Annotated in this window: 11 protein-coding genes; 4 read left to right on the top strand and 7 right to left on the bottom strand. The window is 64.3% G+C overall.

Annotated features, from left to right (window positions below; translation table 11 throughout):
- Positions 1–95 precede the first annotated feature (95 nt).
- Entirely contained in the window at positions 96–1,721 is a 1,626-nt protein-coding gene (locus tag F8O07_RS03730; RefSeq protein ID WP_158030797.1) for a hypothetical protein, read from the bottom strand.
- A 119-nt stretch (positions 1,722–1,840) separates the two neighbouring features.
- Here F8O07_RS03730 and F8O07_RS03725 point away from each other — a divergent pair, with 119 nt between their 5' ends.
- Positions 1,841–2,041 (top strand): hypothetical protein, encoded by a 201-nt coding sequence (locus F8O07_RS03725; RefSeq protein WP_158030796.1) that lies wholly within the window; start codon positions 1,841–1,843, stop codon positions 2,039–2,041.
- On the opposite strand, the gene manA is transcribed toward F8O07_RS03725, so the two are convergent.
- The 3 genes from manA to F8O07_RS03710 form a co-directional block, all read right to left on the bottom strand.
- Positions 2,042–3,334, bottom strand: coding sequence for a mannose-6-phosphate isomerase, class I (manA, locus tag F8O07_RS03720; RefSeq protein WP_158030795.1), 1,293 nt, complete (start codon positions 3,332–3,334; stop codon positions 2,042–2,044).
- 290 nt (positions 3,335–3,624) lie between these two features.
- Positions 3,625–4,971 carry an NlpC/P60 family protein gene (locus F8O07_RS03715; protein WP_225733158.1) on the bottom strand — a complete coding sequence of 449 codons (1,347 nt, stop codon included), beginning with the start codon at positions 4,969–4,971 and terminating at the stop codon, positions 3,625–3,627.
- Positions 4,972–5,344: 373 nt separating this feature from the next.
- Positions 5,345–7,303 carry an amino acid permease gene (locus F8O07_RS03710; protein WP_158030794.1) on the bottom strand — a complete coding sequence of 653 codons (1,959 nt, stop codon included), beginning with the start codon at positions 7,301–7,303 and terminating at the stop codon, positions 5,345–5,347.
- 428 nt (positions 7,304–7,731) lie between these two features.
- On the opposite strand from F8O07_RS03710, the gene F8O07_RS03705 reads away from it, so the two are divergent.
- Positions 7,732–9,294 carry an RNase H family protein gene (locus F8O07_RS03705; RefSeq protein ID WP_158030793.1) on the top strand — a complete coding sequence of 521 codons (1,563 nt, stop codon included), beginning with the start codon at positions 7,732–7,734 and terminating at the stop codon, positions 9,292–9,294.
- A gap of 805 nt (positions 9,295–10,099) precedes the next feature.
- Here F8O07_RS03705 and F8O07_RS03700 read toward each other — a convergent pair.
- The 3 genes from F8O07_RS03700 to F8O07_RS03690 form a co-directional block, all read right to left on the bottom strand.
- Positions 10,100–11,449, bottom strand: coding sequence for an MFS transporter (locus tag F8O07_RS03700; protein WP_158030792.1), 1,350 nt, complete (start codon positions 11,447–11,449; stop codon positions 10,100–10,102).
- Between the two features lie 8 nt (positions 11,450–11,457).
- On the bottom strand, positions 11,458–11,976 hold the full coding sequence (locus F8O07_RS03695) for a VOC family protein (protein WP_158030791.1): 519 nt from the start codon (positions 11,974–11,976) through the stop codon (positions 11,458–11,460).
- Between the two features lie 172 nt (positions 11,977–12,148).
- Positions 12,149–12,802: a GntR family transcriptional regulator gene (locus F8O07_RS03690; RefSeq protein WP_158030790.1), complete on the bottom strand. Its 654-nt coding sequence runs from the start codon at positions 12,800–12,802 to the stop codon at positions 12,149–12,151.
- Between the two features lie 360 nt (positions 12,803–13,162).
- Between F8O07_RS03690 and F8O07_RS03685 the strand changes: the two genes are divergently transcribed.
- Entirely contained in the window at positions 13,163–15,424 is a 2,262-nt protein-coding gene (locus F8O07_RS03685; RefSeq protein ID WP_158030789.1) for a thiamine pyrophosphate-dependent enzyme, read from the top strand.
- Positions 15,421–16,875 (top strand): dihydrolipoamide acetyltransferase family protein, encoded by a 1,455-nt coding sequence (locus tag F8O07_RS03680; RefSeq protein WP_225733156.1) that lies wholly within the window; start codon positions 15,421–15,423, stop codon positions 16,873–16,875. Before F8O07_RS03685 ends, F8O07_RS03680 begins: the two co-directional genes overlap by 4 nt.
- Positions 16,876–16,909: the final 34 nt, after the last annotated feature.

Here is a 16,909-nt window from a genome sequence, read left to right as displayed (position 1 = left end):
TCTTGTTCACCGCACCTGGCGAACCGGCTCGTTCTTCTGCCGACCATGTGGTCTGGCCCTATGATCTCATGCCTCGCACCTGACCATTCGCTCAGTCAGAACGAGCTGAAGTCGAGCTGCGGCGTGCCATCGGCCCCGATCGACACCGGCACCACAGTCGTGTAGTCGAAGACTCCGCTGTTCACCCGCGAGTCACCCACCCAGTCGTCTTGGTCGTCGTAGCGCCACTTGTAGTCGATGTGCATATCACCGCCAGTGAGCACGACCGATCCGGCAGTCGAGCCCTCGACCCTTGCTGTGCCGCTCTGGCTGCTCTGGCCGCTCGAGCCCTGCCCCGAGCTCGTCGAACCTGCCCAGCCGCCCGATCGGGATGACTGCTGCACCGTTTCGTCTGCGAAGGTGATCGTGGGCTGACCCGACCATGACCGATGTATGCCCGTGACGGCATACGAGCCGGGGTCGTCCATCTTCAGGTGCTTGCACCCCTCCGGCTCGAACTTGTCAGACTGCATGCACTCGGCGATACGGCTCTTCACCTGATTGATCGCATAGTCGCGACCCAGCTGCGACCAGGTCTCGGTGAATGACACCGAGGCGGCATCCGCATCACCCGGGCTGAACGCTTTGACCGTCACCGGCTCGCCGAACGTCACATACTGGCTGTTCTGCCGCGGGGCGAACGTATACGCCCCGGGCAGCACCGAGATCTCATTGGCACTGCCGAGCTGCACCTTCACGCCGTTGACCGTGTCGACGGCGTCGGGCGAGCTCACCGTGATCTTCTGCAGGCCCCCATCGGTGAACGCCCAGTCGTCGAAGATGACGCTCTGCTGCCCGCGCTTCTGCAGCGCGATGGCCATTGGGTAGCTCTTCGAGTCGATGGTGAGGTCGGCGTTCACCGTGGCAGTGTCGCCCGAGATCGTCGTGCCGTCGATTTTGAACGACGTCGGCCTGTCCGAGGATGCCCCGAAGACCTCTGAGGTCAGCAGCGCACGCTGATCGGTGCTCAGGTTGGGGAGGTACAGTTCGAGCGCGTGATCGACGTCGCCGTCGACCACCGCCTGCAGATAGGCCTTGGCGCGGGCCTCGGGCCCGTAGGTCGAGCTGTTGCCGATCGCACGCGCGATGAAGCCAGCGGCGATCAGCAGACCGACGCAGACAAGGGCCAGGATGATGAAGGCCCAGCGTCGCTTCTGCTTGCGCTTCTGCTGCTGCAGTTCGTCGGCGCTCAGGGCACCGACGATTTCTCCGTCACCCCACCCTGCTTCTGCCGGCCAGCCGGCGCCGTCGTTGGGCCCCGGCGGCGGAGTGATGCCGCCTTGCTGCGCGTAGCCGTTTGCATAGCCGACACCTATGGGAGCTGCCGTGCCTTGGTAGCCCGCAGCGTCGGCATAGCTCGCAGCACCTTGGTAGGTCTGCGTACCCGGAGCATTCGCCGCATCGGCCTGCCACGAACCGTACGGTGCGGCGGCCGCGTCGCTGCCCACGAATCCGATCGGCTCGGTCGGTGCCTGTTGACTGTACGAGCCCGCAATCTGGGTGGCCTCGTCGTCACTGTTCACGAGGTGTGTGGCCTCGTCTGGCTGATCGTGGGCGTGCCAGGTGGCTCGTGCTTTCACGGTCTCTTCTTCGAGACCTGCTTCATGGGGCACCTGTGGCAGCCGTGGCGGCGGTGCACCATGCTGCCGGGCATCGTCAGGTCGTTCCTTCTCGGGCGTCATACGTCATTCCCCCTTGAGCACAAAAGCACACGGCATTCGATCAGCCTCGCTCGACTGACAGATCTCAACGTTTCAAGTTTACTCGGCAGAGCACCGTCAGCGGCGGCTAGGCTGTTTTCATGCCCGAGAAGTCTGAGCCGAACTCTGCCGCTGAACGCAAGGCTCGCGAACGCCGACGCCTGCAGATGAAGAGCGCCGTCGGTGTGATCATCGGCGTCGCGGCCGGGCTGCTCTTCAGAAACGTCTGGATCGGCTGCGTCATCGGTTTGGCTGCAGCAGTGGTCATGTGGAGCACCGACCGGGGCCCGGGCGAAGACTGATCAGCCGTCGCGGCCGGCGACCACGACTGTGGCGTGGCCCTGTGCGGGGGCAACGAGGCGCAGTTCGCGGGCGTCGACCAGCACGGCCGCCTGCCCCTCGCCCACGGTCAGCCGAGAGCCGTCTGCGTCGTCGATGAGCAGACGCCCGTCGCCGTGGTGATGCATCACGTAGGCGATGTCACCGTCATGGAACGGCACACGGGCGCGCTGCCCGTCGCCCACATGCGCGAACGTGAGTCGCAGACCGGCGCCCTCGGCCTGCACCTCGACCACATCGTTCTTGTGATACTCGTACAGGTGCTTCGGCGCTGACGGCTCGAAGTCGAGCACCTTCAGAAACTCGTGGTCGTCGACGTGCTTCGAGGTGAGCCCGGCACGCAGCACGTTGTCGCTCGGCCCCATCAGCTCGAGACCAGTGCCGTGCAGATAGCAGTGCGGCGTGCGCGGGCGCAGGTAGATCGACTGGCCGCGCTGCAGCGTCTCGTGGCGCAGCAGCAGTCCGAACGACACACCGCGGTCGCCCGGGTAGTGCTGGTCGAGCCGGCGCAGCACGTCGTCGCGTTCGTTCGCACAGACGCCGAACCCGCCGATGAAGCGAATATGCATCTGATTCGCCAGCGCGCGGCCGAACACCGCGTCGTCTTGCAGCATCCACCGCACCGCAGCCTCGATCGGGTCGTCTTCGACCAGCGCGTGCAGCAGCTCGAGCCAGATGATCTCTTCGGTGCGCGACTGGCAGCTGCGCAGAATCAGCTCGACGTCGGCGATCACGTCTTCTGCATCGCGAAAGCCAGCGAGCAGGTCGAACGACTCGCTCAGCGCGTAGACCATCTCGGGCTTGGCGTTCGGGTCGCGATAGTTGCGCACGGCGGCCTTGAGCGGCACATTCATCGCATTCTCGAGCACGAAGCCCTCGTTCGCCTGATCGGCGTCTGGGTGCACCTGCACGCTCAGCGGTCGCTCGACCGAGAGCAGCTTGAAGAGATAGCCGATGTCGGCAGGGCGGTCGAGCTCCTGCAGCGCCTCAGAAAGCGTCTCACCCTCATGCGGGCCGTCCACGACGACAGACGGCCAGGTGGGATGTGTGCCCAGCCAGAGCTCGGCTTCGGGCTCAGCCTCGGCCGGCATCGCCACGGAAGAGTCTGCTGCCGATCCAGTCGCCGCCGAGACCTCGCTGGCCACGAAGGCGCCTGCGCTGTGGAATCGCCGGGAGGGAACACCTCGCAGACGCGCTATGCCGCCGGGCGCGCCCCAGTCGTAGTCGCGTGGCTCGTTGTCGATCAGCAGTGACATCAGAAGTCATCGTATCGTGCATGTCCCAATGGTGCAGACGCCCAGCCGATATGAAGAGGCCCGAGACTCCGGTCGGGGGGGTGACACAGAATCTCGGGCTGTTCAACATGGTAGCGGGTTCTGGGCAATACGTCTTCCTCAGAGCATCATTTCTTATGAATCTGATAGAAAGACTGCTGATCTGACACATATTCTTCGCACGATACGGGCGCCCGGCCATCGACCGAGCAAAACCTGTGCTGCGGCTGCCCCAGCCTCCAGGTGCGCTGTGGGTGCCGCCGAGGAGCAGGTCAGAGTACGCGACGGATGCCGTAGTTGCCGTTCCAGACGCTGATCGGCGAGATCTTGACCACGTCGCCGGGCTTCGGTGCGTGGATCACCTGATTGCCGCCGAGGTAGATGCCGACGTGGCCGCCGCCGTTCATCCACACCAGGTCGCCGGGCTGCGCCTGATCGATCGAGACCGCGGTGCCGACGTTCATCTGCGCCTGCGAGACGCGCGGCAGCGAGACGCCGTTGCGTGCGAACACCCATGAGGTGAAGCCCGAGCAGTCGAAGCCGGCCGGCGTAGTGCCGCCCCAGACATACGGCGTGCCGAGGTACTGGCGTGCGGTGCCGACGACGGCCGCACCGCGGCTTCCCGTGGATGCCGGAGTAGACGGCGTCGGAGCCGGCGTCGGCGCGGGTGTAGGCTTCGGCTGAGGGGCCGGAGTCGGCGCAGGTGTGACTGCCGGGGTCTGCGGACGACTCGGAGCAGGCGTCACGGCAGCAGGTGCAGCTGGTGCCACAGCCGCCGGGCGCTGCACGACGGCAGGAGCCGCCCCGGTGTTGAAGTTCGCTTCGTCGCCTGCTGAGACCGGCGCAATCTGATGCGCAGTGGTGCTGCGCTCGGCCTGTGCCTGCTGCCTGGCCTGATCGGCGTTCTGCCCCTGCAGCTGTGCGAGCTGCCCGCGCAGGGTCACGACTTCATCGGTCTGACCGTTGAACATGTCGTACGCCTGTTGCGCAGCCTGCTGCGCAGCCTGCGTGCGCTGGTCGTACTCGTCGGCGAGCTGCTCGAGGGCCTGCTGCTGCGACTGCGTTTGATCACGCAGAGCAGAGAGGGTGTTCGCATCGGCGAGCGCACCCTTGACCTTGCCGTCGACGTCGCCGCCGAGCTTGTCAAGAGCAGCCATACGCTTCAGCGCATCGTCGGCGTCTGCGACACCCACCACCGTCGAGAGCTGAGAGTTCGCGACCGAACCTCCGCCACGGGCCAACTGAGCCGTGACCTGACCGGCCTGACGCTTGGAGTCATCCGCCGCCTGCTGGGCGTTCTGCACCTGCACCTGCAGATCGACGAACGAGCCGATCGCGTCAGACAGGCGCTGCTGCACCTGCGCGCTCTGCGACTCGGCATCGGAACGGGCCTGTGCTGCGGCGGTGTAATCAGCCTGGAGTCTGTCGAGCGTGCCCTGCACCTGTTTCACGAGGTCATCGCGCTTGCCGGGGTCGTTCGCGGCCGCATTGACGTCATCCTGACTCGGTGCGGTGACTGGGTCTGCTACTGCGGGAACGCCTGACCAGACGCCGGCCCAGAGTGCGGTCGTGAGTGCGAGGCCAGCTGCACTGGCCCCAGGGATGATGCGAGACTTCACCGATCCTCCTTGTTGCACGCGCGAGGCCGGGCCGTTTGACCCATGCTTGGGCGGCCGGTGTTCATGGGTGCTGCTTGCGAGACCCACGTTGGTCAACCATGCCCGCGCGAAAGACGCTCTCTAGTCTAGGCAACCTGACAGGGCAAGCTCAAAGGCGGCGTGTCGTAAAACTTTCACGTTCAGATTGAGAGTTAGACGATCTTCGCGGGTCAGATCAGCCGGATCTGCCCTCCCACCAGAGCAGGAGTGACAGCCCAGCACGCAAGTACCAGCCACCGTCATTCCTGCGCAACAGACTCGAGGCGCTGGCACCTCTGCGCAGAAACTGTGCGAAGAAGCTGTGCGCAGAAACTGGCGGAAAGGTCTGGCACTCCTATGACAGCACTGCCACGATGTGCACGATGCCGACCACGACTGCGACGGCCGCGGTCGAGTAACCGATGCACAGCGACGTGAGCAGGGCACGCGACGCACCACTGGCCACATGCACATGCTGTTGGGCCAGCGTGCCATCAGAGCAGGCGGCAGCAGACGCGACCCTCGCATCGTGGATTCTCTCTGCGCGATGCAATGCGACATGCGAGACCACCAGTCCCGGAATCGCCGCCAGCATCAGCACCCACACGAATGCTCCGTTCAGCCCTGCTGCAGAGAGCATCCCCGCGAACAGCCCCACGACCGTGGCGAGCACGAGCACGGCCGCGATCCAGATGAACACGGTACCGGTTGCCGTGAGTGCGGTCGAACTCGTTTTACCGGCTGGGGATGTACCCGTCGCGCCAGCCTCTCCCGTTGCGCCGGCAGCAGCCAGCGTGCGATCTGCGTCGTCAGCTTCTTCGGTACGGCGCAGCGAACCGAGACCACCCTCGAGACGCACGCGGGAGTTCTTGTAGCTGTATCCGAAGTAGAACGCGAGGCCGACCAGCAACCACACCACGAAACGCAGCCAGGTCTCGACCGCGAGGTTCGTCATCAGCCAGATGCACAGCACACCCGAGATGATCGGCAGAGCGGGTGACCAGGGAACGCGGAATCCTCGGGGCACGTCGGGGTAGCGCCGGCGCAGCACGGGCACGGCGAAACTCACCAGCACAAACGCACTCAGCGTGCCGATGTTGATCATCTCGCTGAGCTCGTTCACATCGCCGAGACTGGCGATCACCGCGACGACGACACCGCAGCCGATCTGCAGGCGAGCCGGAGTGCCGCGCTTCGAGGTGTGCGAGATCGCGCGAGGCAGCAGACCGTCGCGACTCATCGCGAAGACGATGCGGGCCAGGCCGAGCAGCAGCACCATGATGACCGTGGTGAGCCCGACCAGAATGCCGATTGTGATGAACGTGCCGACCCAGTTCGCGCCCACGATCTGGAACGCGGTCGCGAGACTCGGCTCAGGCTGCTCGGCCATTTCGCGAAAGCTGACCATGCCAGTGACGACGATGGTGACCGCGATGTAGAGCAGCGACACGAGACCGAGACCGCCGAAGATGCCGCGCGGCAGGTTGCGCTGCGGGTCTTTGGTCTCTTCGGCCGTGGTCGCGACGATGTCGAAACCGATGAACGCGAAGAACACGAGTGCGGCGGCGCCAAGCAGTCCGTAGGCCCCATAGCGGGTGGGGTCGGCACCGATCATGAAGCTGAAGAGTGACTGATGCATGACGTCTGCGGCTCCGCTGCCGCCGGCGGTGGGCTCGCTCGGTGGCAGGAACGGCACGAAGTTTGCGGCTTTGACGTAGAAGGCCCCGGCGAGCACGATGAAAATCGTGATGCCGACTTTGATGACGGTGAAGATATTGTTCACACGCGTGGTGAGCTTCGTACCGAGCACGAGAAGTGTCGTGAAGATCGCGACGATGACGATCGGCGGCCACGATGCGGTGAACGGGCCGATCTGCACGTCAGTGGGAATGTGCCAGCCGACGAACTCGAAGACGTTGCGCACATAGATGCCCCAGTATTTCGAGATGACTGAGGCGGCCATGAGCATCTCAAGAATCAGATCCCAGCCGATGATCCAGGCGATCAGCTCACCCATGGTGAGGTACGAGAAGGTGTAGGCCGACCCCGAGACTGGCACGGTCGAGGCGAACTCGGCATAGTTCATCACGGCCAGGCCGCAGATCGCCGCAGCGATCACGAACGAGATGATGACCGCAGGGCCAGCGTAGTTGGCCGCCGCCTGCGCGCCGACCGAAAAAATACCCGCGCCGACCGCGACCGCGACACCCATGACCGCGATGTCCCAGGCGGTGAGCTCTCGCTTGAGCTGGCGTTCCGGATCTGCGAGATCCTCGTTGACCTGTGTGATCGTCTTGCGCGCGAAAAGACTCATTGCTGAGTCACATCCTCTCTTTGTGCCACTGCGGTTCTTTCTCGGCGCAGCGGCCCGCTGGTTCTTCTCGAATCACAACCAGAGCATCCGTATTCTCGTCTGCCTTGTGGGCGGCCGACGTCGCGCCCTGTCGACCGCCGACCCGGTGCCTTGTGAGCCGCTGATCAGGGGCAGATGCGTGCCGATGCCGCGAATAGTCTAGTCAAGCTGTGGTTTTCGTGTGCAGTTTGCACGAATTGCCGCACGAGCACCGGGGGCTGCGCGAGAGCACACAGGTTGTTCGCACAGAGCACGGGGTCTTCGTACAGGAGTGACAGGTCAGCGCTGGAGTGACAGAGACTGGCACTCCAGCGCCGATTCAGAGGGGTGCTGGCTCTCCTGCGCCGACCGCAGCGCGCATCCGCACGCACCCGACTACTGTTAAGGCGATGAGACCCAAGAAGACCAGCGCTGCCGGAGAGAGCATCACTGTCTACACCGACGCCTCATTCGACCCGAACGAGAAGCGCGGAGTGTACGGCTGGGTTCGCCCCTGCCCCGACGGCCAGCAGCCCGATCACTGGGTGGGCATGCGCAAGGCTCCGTCGGTGAACCAGCTCGAAGTGCTCGCCGCGATCGCCGCCGTGATGGCGCACGCCGATGCGCACGACGTCACCCTCTATACCGACAGCCACGCTGTGATCGTCGCGTTCGAGAAGGCCACCCGTTCTGAGGCGGTCAAGGGAGTGCCGTCTGCGCGCGTCGAAGCCCTGCACGAGGTGCTGCAGCACGTCAGCGTCGACGTACGCAAAGTGGCCGCGCACACCACCGACTATTGGAACAACGTCGTCGACCGCGTCGTGCGCGCCGTGATGCGCCGGCTCGAGGTCGACGCCGATCAGGTGCACCTGCCCAAGCAGGATGTCGTACAGGCCGCGCTCGACGAAGCCCGCCGCACATCGAACGAGACCGCGCGCAAAGCCGAGCGGGATGCCTCTGAACAGGCCGCGAAGTCCGCCGCCGCCGAGGCCCAACAGCATGAGGTCGAGAAGGCCGATCGGTTTGTCAGGTCGGGGTCGGGGCTGGAGTCCCAGCCAGGTCTGGCCCCCGTGTCGGCTGCGGCCGACTCAGCCACGCAGCTCACCGCCGCCTTGTCAGCCGAGCTGCTTGCGGCATCCGCTGCCGAGCGTGAAGTGCCCGACTACCTGGCCCCCACATCGGCTGGCGCGCTCAGTCCGCTGTTCGGGGCCGGCGCCGAAGTCGCAGCCGAACTCGCCGCTGCCGGCCTGGGTGATGGTCACGGTGACGGTGACGCCGATTCGACGAATGCTGCAGACGAGCCTGAAGAGACTTGGTCGGATCCGTTCGCGGTTCCGGTTCAGACCAGACGCTCGGTCGAGGCTCGGTCTGCACGTCAGCGACCTGCGAGCGCGCATATCGCCTCGGATCTGGCTTCGCCCCCAACTGCCGCACCCATCGACTCGATCTTCGACTTGGTCGCCGAGGCGAGCTCACCCACAGAGTCTGTCGAGGCTGCTCCATCGAACATCGACGAGGTTGACGTCGCACTCTTCGACACCGCAAATGCCGACGGAGGGCCGTTCGACCCGGGCCAGTTCGATCCAGGCCAGTTCGACGCCACATCGTTCCACATCGGCGCCGCCTCTGCCGCACCGCTCGATTCTGCGGACTCACAGGAGGCACGCTTCGCATCCGGTGAATTCGAGACCACTGATTTCGGGATCTTCTCTTCAGAGGCCTCTCCAGAGCCGACCATGACCTACTCGAGTGCGCCTCCAGCGAGCCGAGAGGATGACCTGCTTCAGCATCCTGCGTCAGCTCGTTCGAACGACCTGGGCCGCCCGACCGACGCCGACGTCTTCAGCGTGCCGAGGTCGAGCGACCCGTTCGTGCTGCTCGATCAGCTGCAACTCGAGAATCAGCAGCTGCGGCACGAGCATGCGGTGCTTCGTGAGGCGCTCGAGATCATGCTGCGCGACCGGCGCGCGTGAGGTTCTGCTGGGGATTTGGTGGGTCTGGTCAAACGTTTCTGTAGCAATTTCTGCCAGGGGCTTCGGGCTTCCGACTCTGGCTTCGTGTTCTGACAGTGGGTTCTAGCGTCAATCAGTAGGTTCTGACTTCGTGCTCTGACAGAGGATTCAAGCCTCAATCAGATTCAAGCTTCAATCAGTGGGTTGGAGCCTCGGGTTCTGTCCCCAGTTTCTAGCGGTATGTTCCGGCAGCAGTCTTGCTCGGTGCTGAGTCGGTCAACGTGACTTTCGTTCCTACTCCGCGCGATCCATCGGACAGAATGCAACCGCGCTTGAGATATACAACCAGCCCCGAGAACTACAGCCGCAATCACTGCCGAAACTGGCCGCATTATCGACAGCCCGGTTGGATTTCCCGGGGTACAACTGTGCACAGCTGCGAGGCTTCGCACAGGAACGACAGAGCACGGAGGCCGAACGCTTCAGCGGTGACGGCACCTCTTCGTAGTGAGCAAGTGGCGGCCTATCCTCTGCACACGTGCACGGTTCCGCTCAAATGCACACCGTTCCGCTCAGATTGAGGTGATCTCGGCGGAACCGTGCACACCTGAGCGGAACCATGTACGTGCCGCCCCCCCCCCCCCACAACGCCCTCAGCCGTTCTGTGTGAAGACCAAGTTGATCCCCCACTGCCCCAGGGCAAGCAGGTCACAAGCCTCGACAATCCAGCACGGGGTGAGGGCTCTGTGCAGACCAAAACGCAAAGCGCTGCACGACCAAGCGAAGTGCTCGCTCAGCCGTGCAGCGCAATGTCAAGGTTCTGCGATCAGCGTCCCGCACCGGCGAGAATCTCGTCTTCGATCTCTTTCAGAGGGCGCTTGGCCGTCTCACGCCACGACAGAACGACGATGAGCGAAGCCACACACAGCACGATGAAGTAGAGGTTGAAGACCCAACCGAGCCCGAGCGACGTCAGCCACGTGTTCAGGTATGGCGTCGTGCCACCGAACACGGCAACCGACAATGACATCGAGACTCCCAGTACCTTCGTACGGTACCGAGTCGGTACTTGTTCCGAGAGCACGCAGGCGAACACCGACGTCGCACACGCATTCAATGTGAGCGCGACCGCCTGCGCGACCAGCAGCGTCCATGATTGCGTCGAGATGAGCCCCATCAACGGCAAAGCCAGCACGGCGAACCCTGCGGCCCAGATGGCGAGCATCGGTTTGCGTCCGATGCGGTCAGAGAGCATGCCGGCGAAGGGCAGCGCCACGATTCCGATCACCTGGGCAATGAGGCTGGCGGTGAAGGCCGCTTGGGCGTCCATACCACGCTGGCTGATCGCTACGGTTGATGCGAACGAGTTCCATGTGTAGTAGACGACCGAGGTGCCGCCGACGAAGATGAACATCTTCAACCCGATCACGAACAGTGCACGCGATGACAGGGTCTTCTCGGGCTGAGCGTCGTTCGACTGTTCGGCCGACTCTTCGTCGGGCAGCGACTCGACCATCCCGCGACGCATGAACAGCACCGCCACTGCCAGCAGTGCCCCGGCGATGAACGGCACACGCCAGCCCCATTCGTGCATCTGTTCGCTGGTCGTGAAGCTGGTCAACAAGCTGCCGAACAGTGTCGCCAGCAGAGTACCGGCGCCAATGCTCACATACACCGAACTCGACCACAGACCACGCCGTTTCGGCGGTGCGATCTCAGAGACATAGGCGTATGAGGCAGTCGACTCACCGCCATGCGCGAACCCCTGGGCGAGGCGCGCGATCAGCAGGACGAATGAGGCCCAACCACCCACGGCCTCATACGAGGGAGCGATGCCGATCAGCAGGCTGCCACCTGCGGTCGTCAGCATGGTGGTCACGAGCACGACCTTGCGCCCGTACCGGTCAGCGAGTGCACCGAACACCATGCCGCCCACCGGGCGGGCGATGAAGCCGACGGCGAAGACCAGCAGCGTGCCGAGCAATGCTGACACCTTGTCTGACTGATCGAAGAGCGCTCCGGCGATGTACGTCGAGAAGATCGCGTAGACGGTCCAGTCGAACCACTCAAGCGCGTTACCGACGGCGCTGGCCGCGAGCGATCGGCGCAGGTGGCGATGGTCTACAGCATTTTCAGTGGATGCTGTGGCTGCGGATGTTTCTGAAGTCACGCTCATCTCGGCCCTCAGATCGTCTCGCTGGGGCGCCGCTGTGCTGGCACCTCGATGGCTTCGAGCACGACGGCGAACGTCGAATCGACAGCATCGAAGTACGCAAACGCGCCGTCGCCGTCAGCGCCGTAGCCGCTGCCGGTCTGTGCTGGGGCAGTGCCCAGCGCAGCGAAGGCATCGACGACCTCCGCGGCGGAATCGACGAAGAAGCCCACGTGGTGCAGACCGTATCCGCGGCTTTCGACCCACTCATGGTAAATGCTGGGGCCGTCCATCGGCTGGATCAGCTCGATCTGGGGTGAGCTGCCACTCAGTGCAAGACGCATCGAGTAGGTACCCGGCTGACCGCGGTAGGTCAGCTCCGGAACTGAATCGGGTGAGTATGTGTAGATCTTCCATTCGTCGTAGCCGAGCTCTTTCCACGCTTCGATGGCTTGAGCCAGGTCAGGGACCAGAAAGGCCACCTGATCGACGGGATGTCCGCGCAGAACTTCTGGAAGCGCGAGTGATGTGGGGTCTGGGAGAGATGCCATGTGTTCCTCATTGAATCGAACATGTTGTGAGCGCACCGTAGTGCGAATGGTCACACACTAAGAGATTGGATCCAACGATTGCAACTTAAGTCCAGAATCGTATTGATTCAGCCATAATCAAGAGATTTTGGATACATATTTAGATCGCCGGTAAGCGACTCTGACTGCTCTCTCAGCTGTCGAACACATGCACGGCATGCTGGAGTGCCAGACGTGTGCGCCGAATGTGCATCTCCAAGACAGCCACGGCTGCCACCGAGTCACCCCGCATGAGCGCATCGACAAGCAGCCCATGCTCGCTGGCGATCAGCGCCCTGCCCCGATCATCCTGCATCTCGGTGAATCGACGCCGATAGTGCTGTGTCACGTCCCAGAGCTGCCCGACCTCGCGTTTGACGTAGCCGTCTGGCGCCGCCTGATAGGTCAGCGAATGGAACCGTCGATCCAGCGCTATGAACTCGCGCACATCGCGACACTCGTCAACAGCTCTTCGAGCGACATCGATCTCTTGCAGCTCGGCCTCACGCAGACCAGGCAGACTCTGTTCGAGCAGCAGGGGCTCCAGCCGTTCCCGCACGCGATAGAGCTCGACGCATTCGTCATGCGTCAGCGAAGAGACCCACGCCCCGGTGTTCGCCACCAAGCGCACCAGCCCGCGCCCAGCCAGCACTCGTAGTGCTTCGCGAATCGGCACACGACTCGCTCCGAGCTGTTCGGCCAGTTCTTCCTGCCGCAGGCGTTCTCCAGGCAGAAGATCGCCATCAAGGATCAACGCACGTAGCTGGTCGACGACACGACCGGTCGATGTCTCTTTCATCGTCCCCATACCAGGCTCCTCCCAAACCTCGATCCTGCGACTGGACGTCACACCCCCTCACGGCCGGGCGACTGCTGACTCGCTGTCTCAGAATCCCGCGGCTGTCCCTGCCAGGGCGCCCAGGCTGTCGACATCGCGCGCAAACCATCATGAGTGTACCAAGGCTCGCCCCTGCACGACGCAGACCTTCACTCATTATTGGATACATTGAGAGGCCTTATGGTCGCGATAATCGAATATGAATCCCTGAGGGCACTTGCATTGGATCCAATTACCGTTTTAGAGTGATGCCCAGTCGACAAGCGACGGCGACGAATCATCCGTCTGCTCGACCACACCACGCATGCACTGTCAAAGGAGAAAGTGACGATGCCCAAGACTGTCAATCTCAGACCCGCCGTTCCATGGGTCGAGCTGCGCGCGACCGCGAAAGACTGGGACGAAGCCGACCCACAGCTGCTGCGCGACATGCTCGCACAGATGCATCTCATCCGCGCGTTCGAAGAGAGCGTGCTCGACCTCGCCAGTCAGGGCCTCGTCCACGGCCCCGCACACTCCAGCATCGGCCAGGAGGGCGGCGCCGTCGGTTCGATCACCGGCCTGCGCTCGAGTGACGGCATCAACGGTTCGCACCGCGGCCACCACCAGTTTCTCGCCAAGGCTCTGCGTCACGTGCATCGCGGCGCGTACGACCTCGGCGCCATCGTCGACGACACGACGCAGGAGGTACTGCAGCGCACGCTCGCCGAGATCCTCGGTCTGGCGCAGGGGTACTGCAAAGGCCGCGGAGGCTCCATGCACCTGCAGTGGCACAAGGCCGGGGCACTCGGCACCAATGCCATCGTCGGCGGCGGGGTGCCGCTGGGCGCGGGCAACGCCTGGGCGCAGCGACATGCGGGCACCGACGATGTGACGTTCACCTACTTCGGCGATGGAGCCACGAACATCGGCTCGGTCCTCGAGTCGATGAACCTCACCGCCGCCTGGGACATCCCCCTCGCGTTCTTCATCGAGAACAACGGCTACGCCGTGTCGACCAACGTCGACGAGGTCACCGGCGAGTCACGGCTCAGCGGGCGTGGCCCCGGCTTCGGCATTCCCTCATGGCGCGTCGACGGTATGGATCCGCTCGCCGTGCACCTCGCGACCGAAGCCGCCCTCGACCACATGCGCGCGGGCAAAGGGCCGGTCGTCATCGAGGCGCTCGTCTATCGGTTCTTCCATCAGAACGGCCCCTACCCCGGCAGCGCGTTCGGCTACCGCACCAAAGCCGAAGAGGCCGAATGGCGTGAGCGCGACCCGCTTGAGAAGGTCGCTCTCGAAGCGATCAAGCGCGACGTCTTCACTCGTGAGCAGGTTGATCAGGTGCGTGCACAGGCGCAGGATGCGATGCGTGCGGCCGTCTCAGCTCTCACCGAGGCCGATCCCGAGTCGCAGACGGGAGCGCTTCGAATTCGTCCGGAGCTCTGGCCCGAGCCCGGCTTCGTCGACGTCGGCGTGCGCGGAGACCTCAGCGAGATCGCCGACGCGCGCACGCTCGATCCGGTGGCGCTGGTCGTTGCCGCGACGGGCATCCGCACCAATGCAGATGCCGACACCGCAACGACCAGCCCGGCCGACGCAACGCAGCCAGAGACCAAGACGATGAAGTTCATCGACGCAGTGGCCAAGGTCATGGAGCGGCGCATGGAGACCGATGACCGCATCATCGTGCTCGGCGAAGACGTGCATCGGCTCAATGGCGGCACCAACGGCGCGACCAAAGGGCTCACGAAGCGCTTCGACGGCCGTGTGCTCGGCACCCCGATCTCAGAGAACGCATTCGCAGGCCTCGCCGGCGGCGTCGCCCTCGACGGGCGCTTTCGACCGGTCGTCGAGTTCATGTACCCGGACTTTCTGTGGGTGGCGGCCGACCAGGTGTTCAATCAGATCGGCAAGGCGCGCCACATGTTCGGCGGGCACAGCGCAGTGCCGCTCGTGCTGCGCACCAAGATCGCGATGGGGTCGGGGTACGGCTCACAGCATCTGATGGATCCGGCAGGCATCTTCGCCACCGCGCCCGGCTGGCGCGTGGTCGCCGCATCGACGCCCGCGGACTATGTGGGGCTGATGAACGCAGCCCTCGCGATCGACGACCCGGTCGTCGTGATCGAGCACGTCGACCTCTATGCGCAGAAGGGCGAGGTGCTGGTCGACGACTGGGACTACCAGCTGCCCTTCGGCAAGGCCGCAGTGCGCCGCGAAGGCTCAGAGGTCACCGTGTTGTCGTACCTCTCCATGGTGCAGCACTGCCTCGACGCGGTCGACGAGACCGGGGTCGACGGCGAGGTCATCGACCTGCGCTGGCTCGACCGAGCGAGCCTCGACTGGCAGACCATCGAGGCCAGTGTGAAGAAGACCGGTGCCGTGCTCATCGTCGAGCAGGGCGCTCAGGGCACCTCGTACGGCGGCTGGCTGGCCGACGAGATTCAGCGCCGTCTGTTCGACTGGCTCGATCAGCCGGTGCAGCGCGTGACCGGCAGCGAGGCGAGCCCGAGCATTTCCAAGGTGCTCGAGCGCGCGGCGATCGCCGGGCACGAAGAAGTCGTCGCCGGCCTCGAGCAGGTGCGCGCGCAGTTCGGAGGTCGATGATGCCGAAGACCGTGAACATGCCCGAGGTGCTCGCCGGAGCAGCCGAGGCGTCGATCAACGAGTGGTTCAAGCAGGTCGGAGACACGGTCGAGGTCGGGCAGCCGCTCGCTGAGATCGAGACTGAGAAGGCCGTCGTCGAGTACGAGGCAGAAGAGGCCGGCACGGTCGCACGGCTGCTGGTCGAGCCCGGTGAGACAGTGACCGTGGGTACCCCCATGCTGCTGCTCGCCCTGCCCGGCGAAGACCTGGACGCAGTGGGCGGTGGCGCTGATGAGGCAGACGGCGCACCTGCACCTGCTGATGCTGATGCTGATGCTGATGCTGATGCTGATGCTGATGCTGAAGCAGAAGCTGACGGTTCCTCAGCCGCAGATGCACATGCACCCGCAGATCTCTCCGTGACACCGTCGAGCGCTCAGCCCCCAGCGGTTCCCCAGCAAGAGGTGGCAGAGCTGAGCGATCGGGGCTCCGAGGCCGATGCGCACACGAACGGCTCGCGCCGATTCGCGAGCCCGTTGGCTCGCAGATTGGCTCGCGAGCGCGGCATCGATCTGAACCGCGTCGAGCCGACCGGCCCAGGCGGACGCATCGTGCGTCGCGACATCGATCGTGCTCACGCAGCTGCCTCTCCGGCGCACGCCGAGACGCCCGCAGGCGATGCCGCGGGCGCGACCCAGCATCCCCACGCTGTGCCTGCACCACCGGTAGTCACGAACCCGGTGCAGCGCACATCTCCGTCAGCCGGAGAGGTGCCGGACGGCGCCACGGCCATTCCCCTCACCGGGATGCGCCGCGCCATCGCCCGTCGCCTCACCGAGAGCAAGACGCAGGTGCCCCACTTCTACATCGATGTGGAATGTCGGGTCGACCGGCTGCTCGCGCTGCGCGCCGAACTCAACGAGACGATCGCAGGTGACGACCGTGCGCGACGCGTCTCGGTCAACGACTTGATCGTCAAGGCGGCGGCGCTCGCGCTGCGCGACGTTCCAGAGGCACACGTACTGTGGGACGGCGACCGGCTGCTCACCTTCGATCAGGTGGATGTCGCAGTTGCGGTGGCGATCGACGGCGGCTTGGTGACTCCGGTCGTTCGCGGTGTCGACCAGCTGAGCGTCGGAGCCGTGCACGAGCAGGTACGCGGGTTCGCGGAGCAGGCACGAGCCGGCCGCACCTCACCCGCTGATCTGGTTGGCGGCACGCTCGCCGTGTCGAACCTCGGCATGTACGGCACCAAGCGGTTCAGCGCGATTCTGAACCCCCCGCAGTCGGCGATCATCGCTGTCGGCGCCGCCTACCGCAAGCCCCTGATCGTCGACGATCAGATCGAGATCGGCACCGTCATCGAGTGCACGTTCTCAATAGACCACCGCGCCATCGACGGCGCGGTTGCAGCCCAGCTGAGCGCCGCCTTCCAGCGGCGGATCGAATCCCCCCTGTCGATTCTGGGCTGAAAGGTCGATGGCACCGAGCTGCTGATTCCCCTCC

It is taken from the genome of Pseudoclavibacter sp. CFCC 13796, assembly GCF_008831185.1.
GTDB lineage: Bacteria > Actinomycetota > Actinomycetes > Actinomycetales > Microbacteriaceae > Pseudoclavibacter_A.
This window is presented reverse-complemented; position numbering and strand designations above follow the sequence as displayed.

What these genes read in the sequence shown, in the direction of transcription:
- F8O07_RS03730 (WP_158030797.1), bottom strand. Translation starts at nt 1,721, where the DNA reads ATGACGCCCGAGAAGGAACGACCTGACGATGCCCGGCAGCATGGTGCA.
- F8O07_RS03725 (WP_158030796.1), top strand. Translation starts at nt 1,841, where the DNA reads ATGCCCGAGAAGTCTGAGCCGAACTCTGCCGCTGAACGCAAGGCTCGC.
- manA (WP_158030795.1), bottom strand. Translation starts at nt 3,334, where the DNA reads ATGTCACTGCTGATCGACAACGAGCCACGCGACTACGACTGGGGCGCG.
- F8O07_RS03710 (WP_158030794.1), bottom strand. Translation starts at nt 7,303, where the DNA reads ATGAGTCTTTTCGCGCGCAAGACGATCACACAGGTCAACGAGGATCTC.
- F8O07_RS03705 (WP_158030793.1), top strand. Translation starts at nt 7,732, where the DNA reads ATGAGACCCAAGAAGACCAGCGCTGCCGGAGAGAGCATCACTGTCTAC.
- F8O07_RS03700 (WP_158030792.1), bottom strand. Translation starts at nt 11,449, where the DNA reads ATGAGCGTGACTTCAGAAACATCCGCAGCCACAGCATCCACTGAAAAT.
- F8O07_RS03695 (WP_158030791.1), bottom strand. Translation starts at nt 11,976, where the DNA reads ATGGCATCTCTCCCAGACCCCACATCACTCGCGCTTCCAGAAGTTCTG.
- F8O07_RS03690 (WP_158030790.1), bottom strand. Translation starts at nt 12,802, where the DNA reads ATGGGGACGATGAAAGAGACATCGACCGGTCGTGTCGTCGACCAGCTA.
- F8O07_RS03685 (WP_158030789.1), top strand. Translation starts at nt 13,163, where the DNA reads ATGCCCAAGACTGTCAATCTCAGACCCGCCGTTCCATGGGTCGAGCTG.
- F8O07_RS03680 (WP_225733156.1), top strand. Translation starts at nt 15,421, where the DNA reads ATGATGCCGAAGACCGTGAACATGCCCGAGGTGCTCGCCGGAGCAGCC.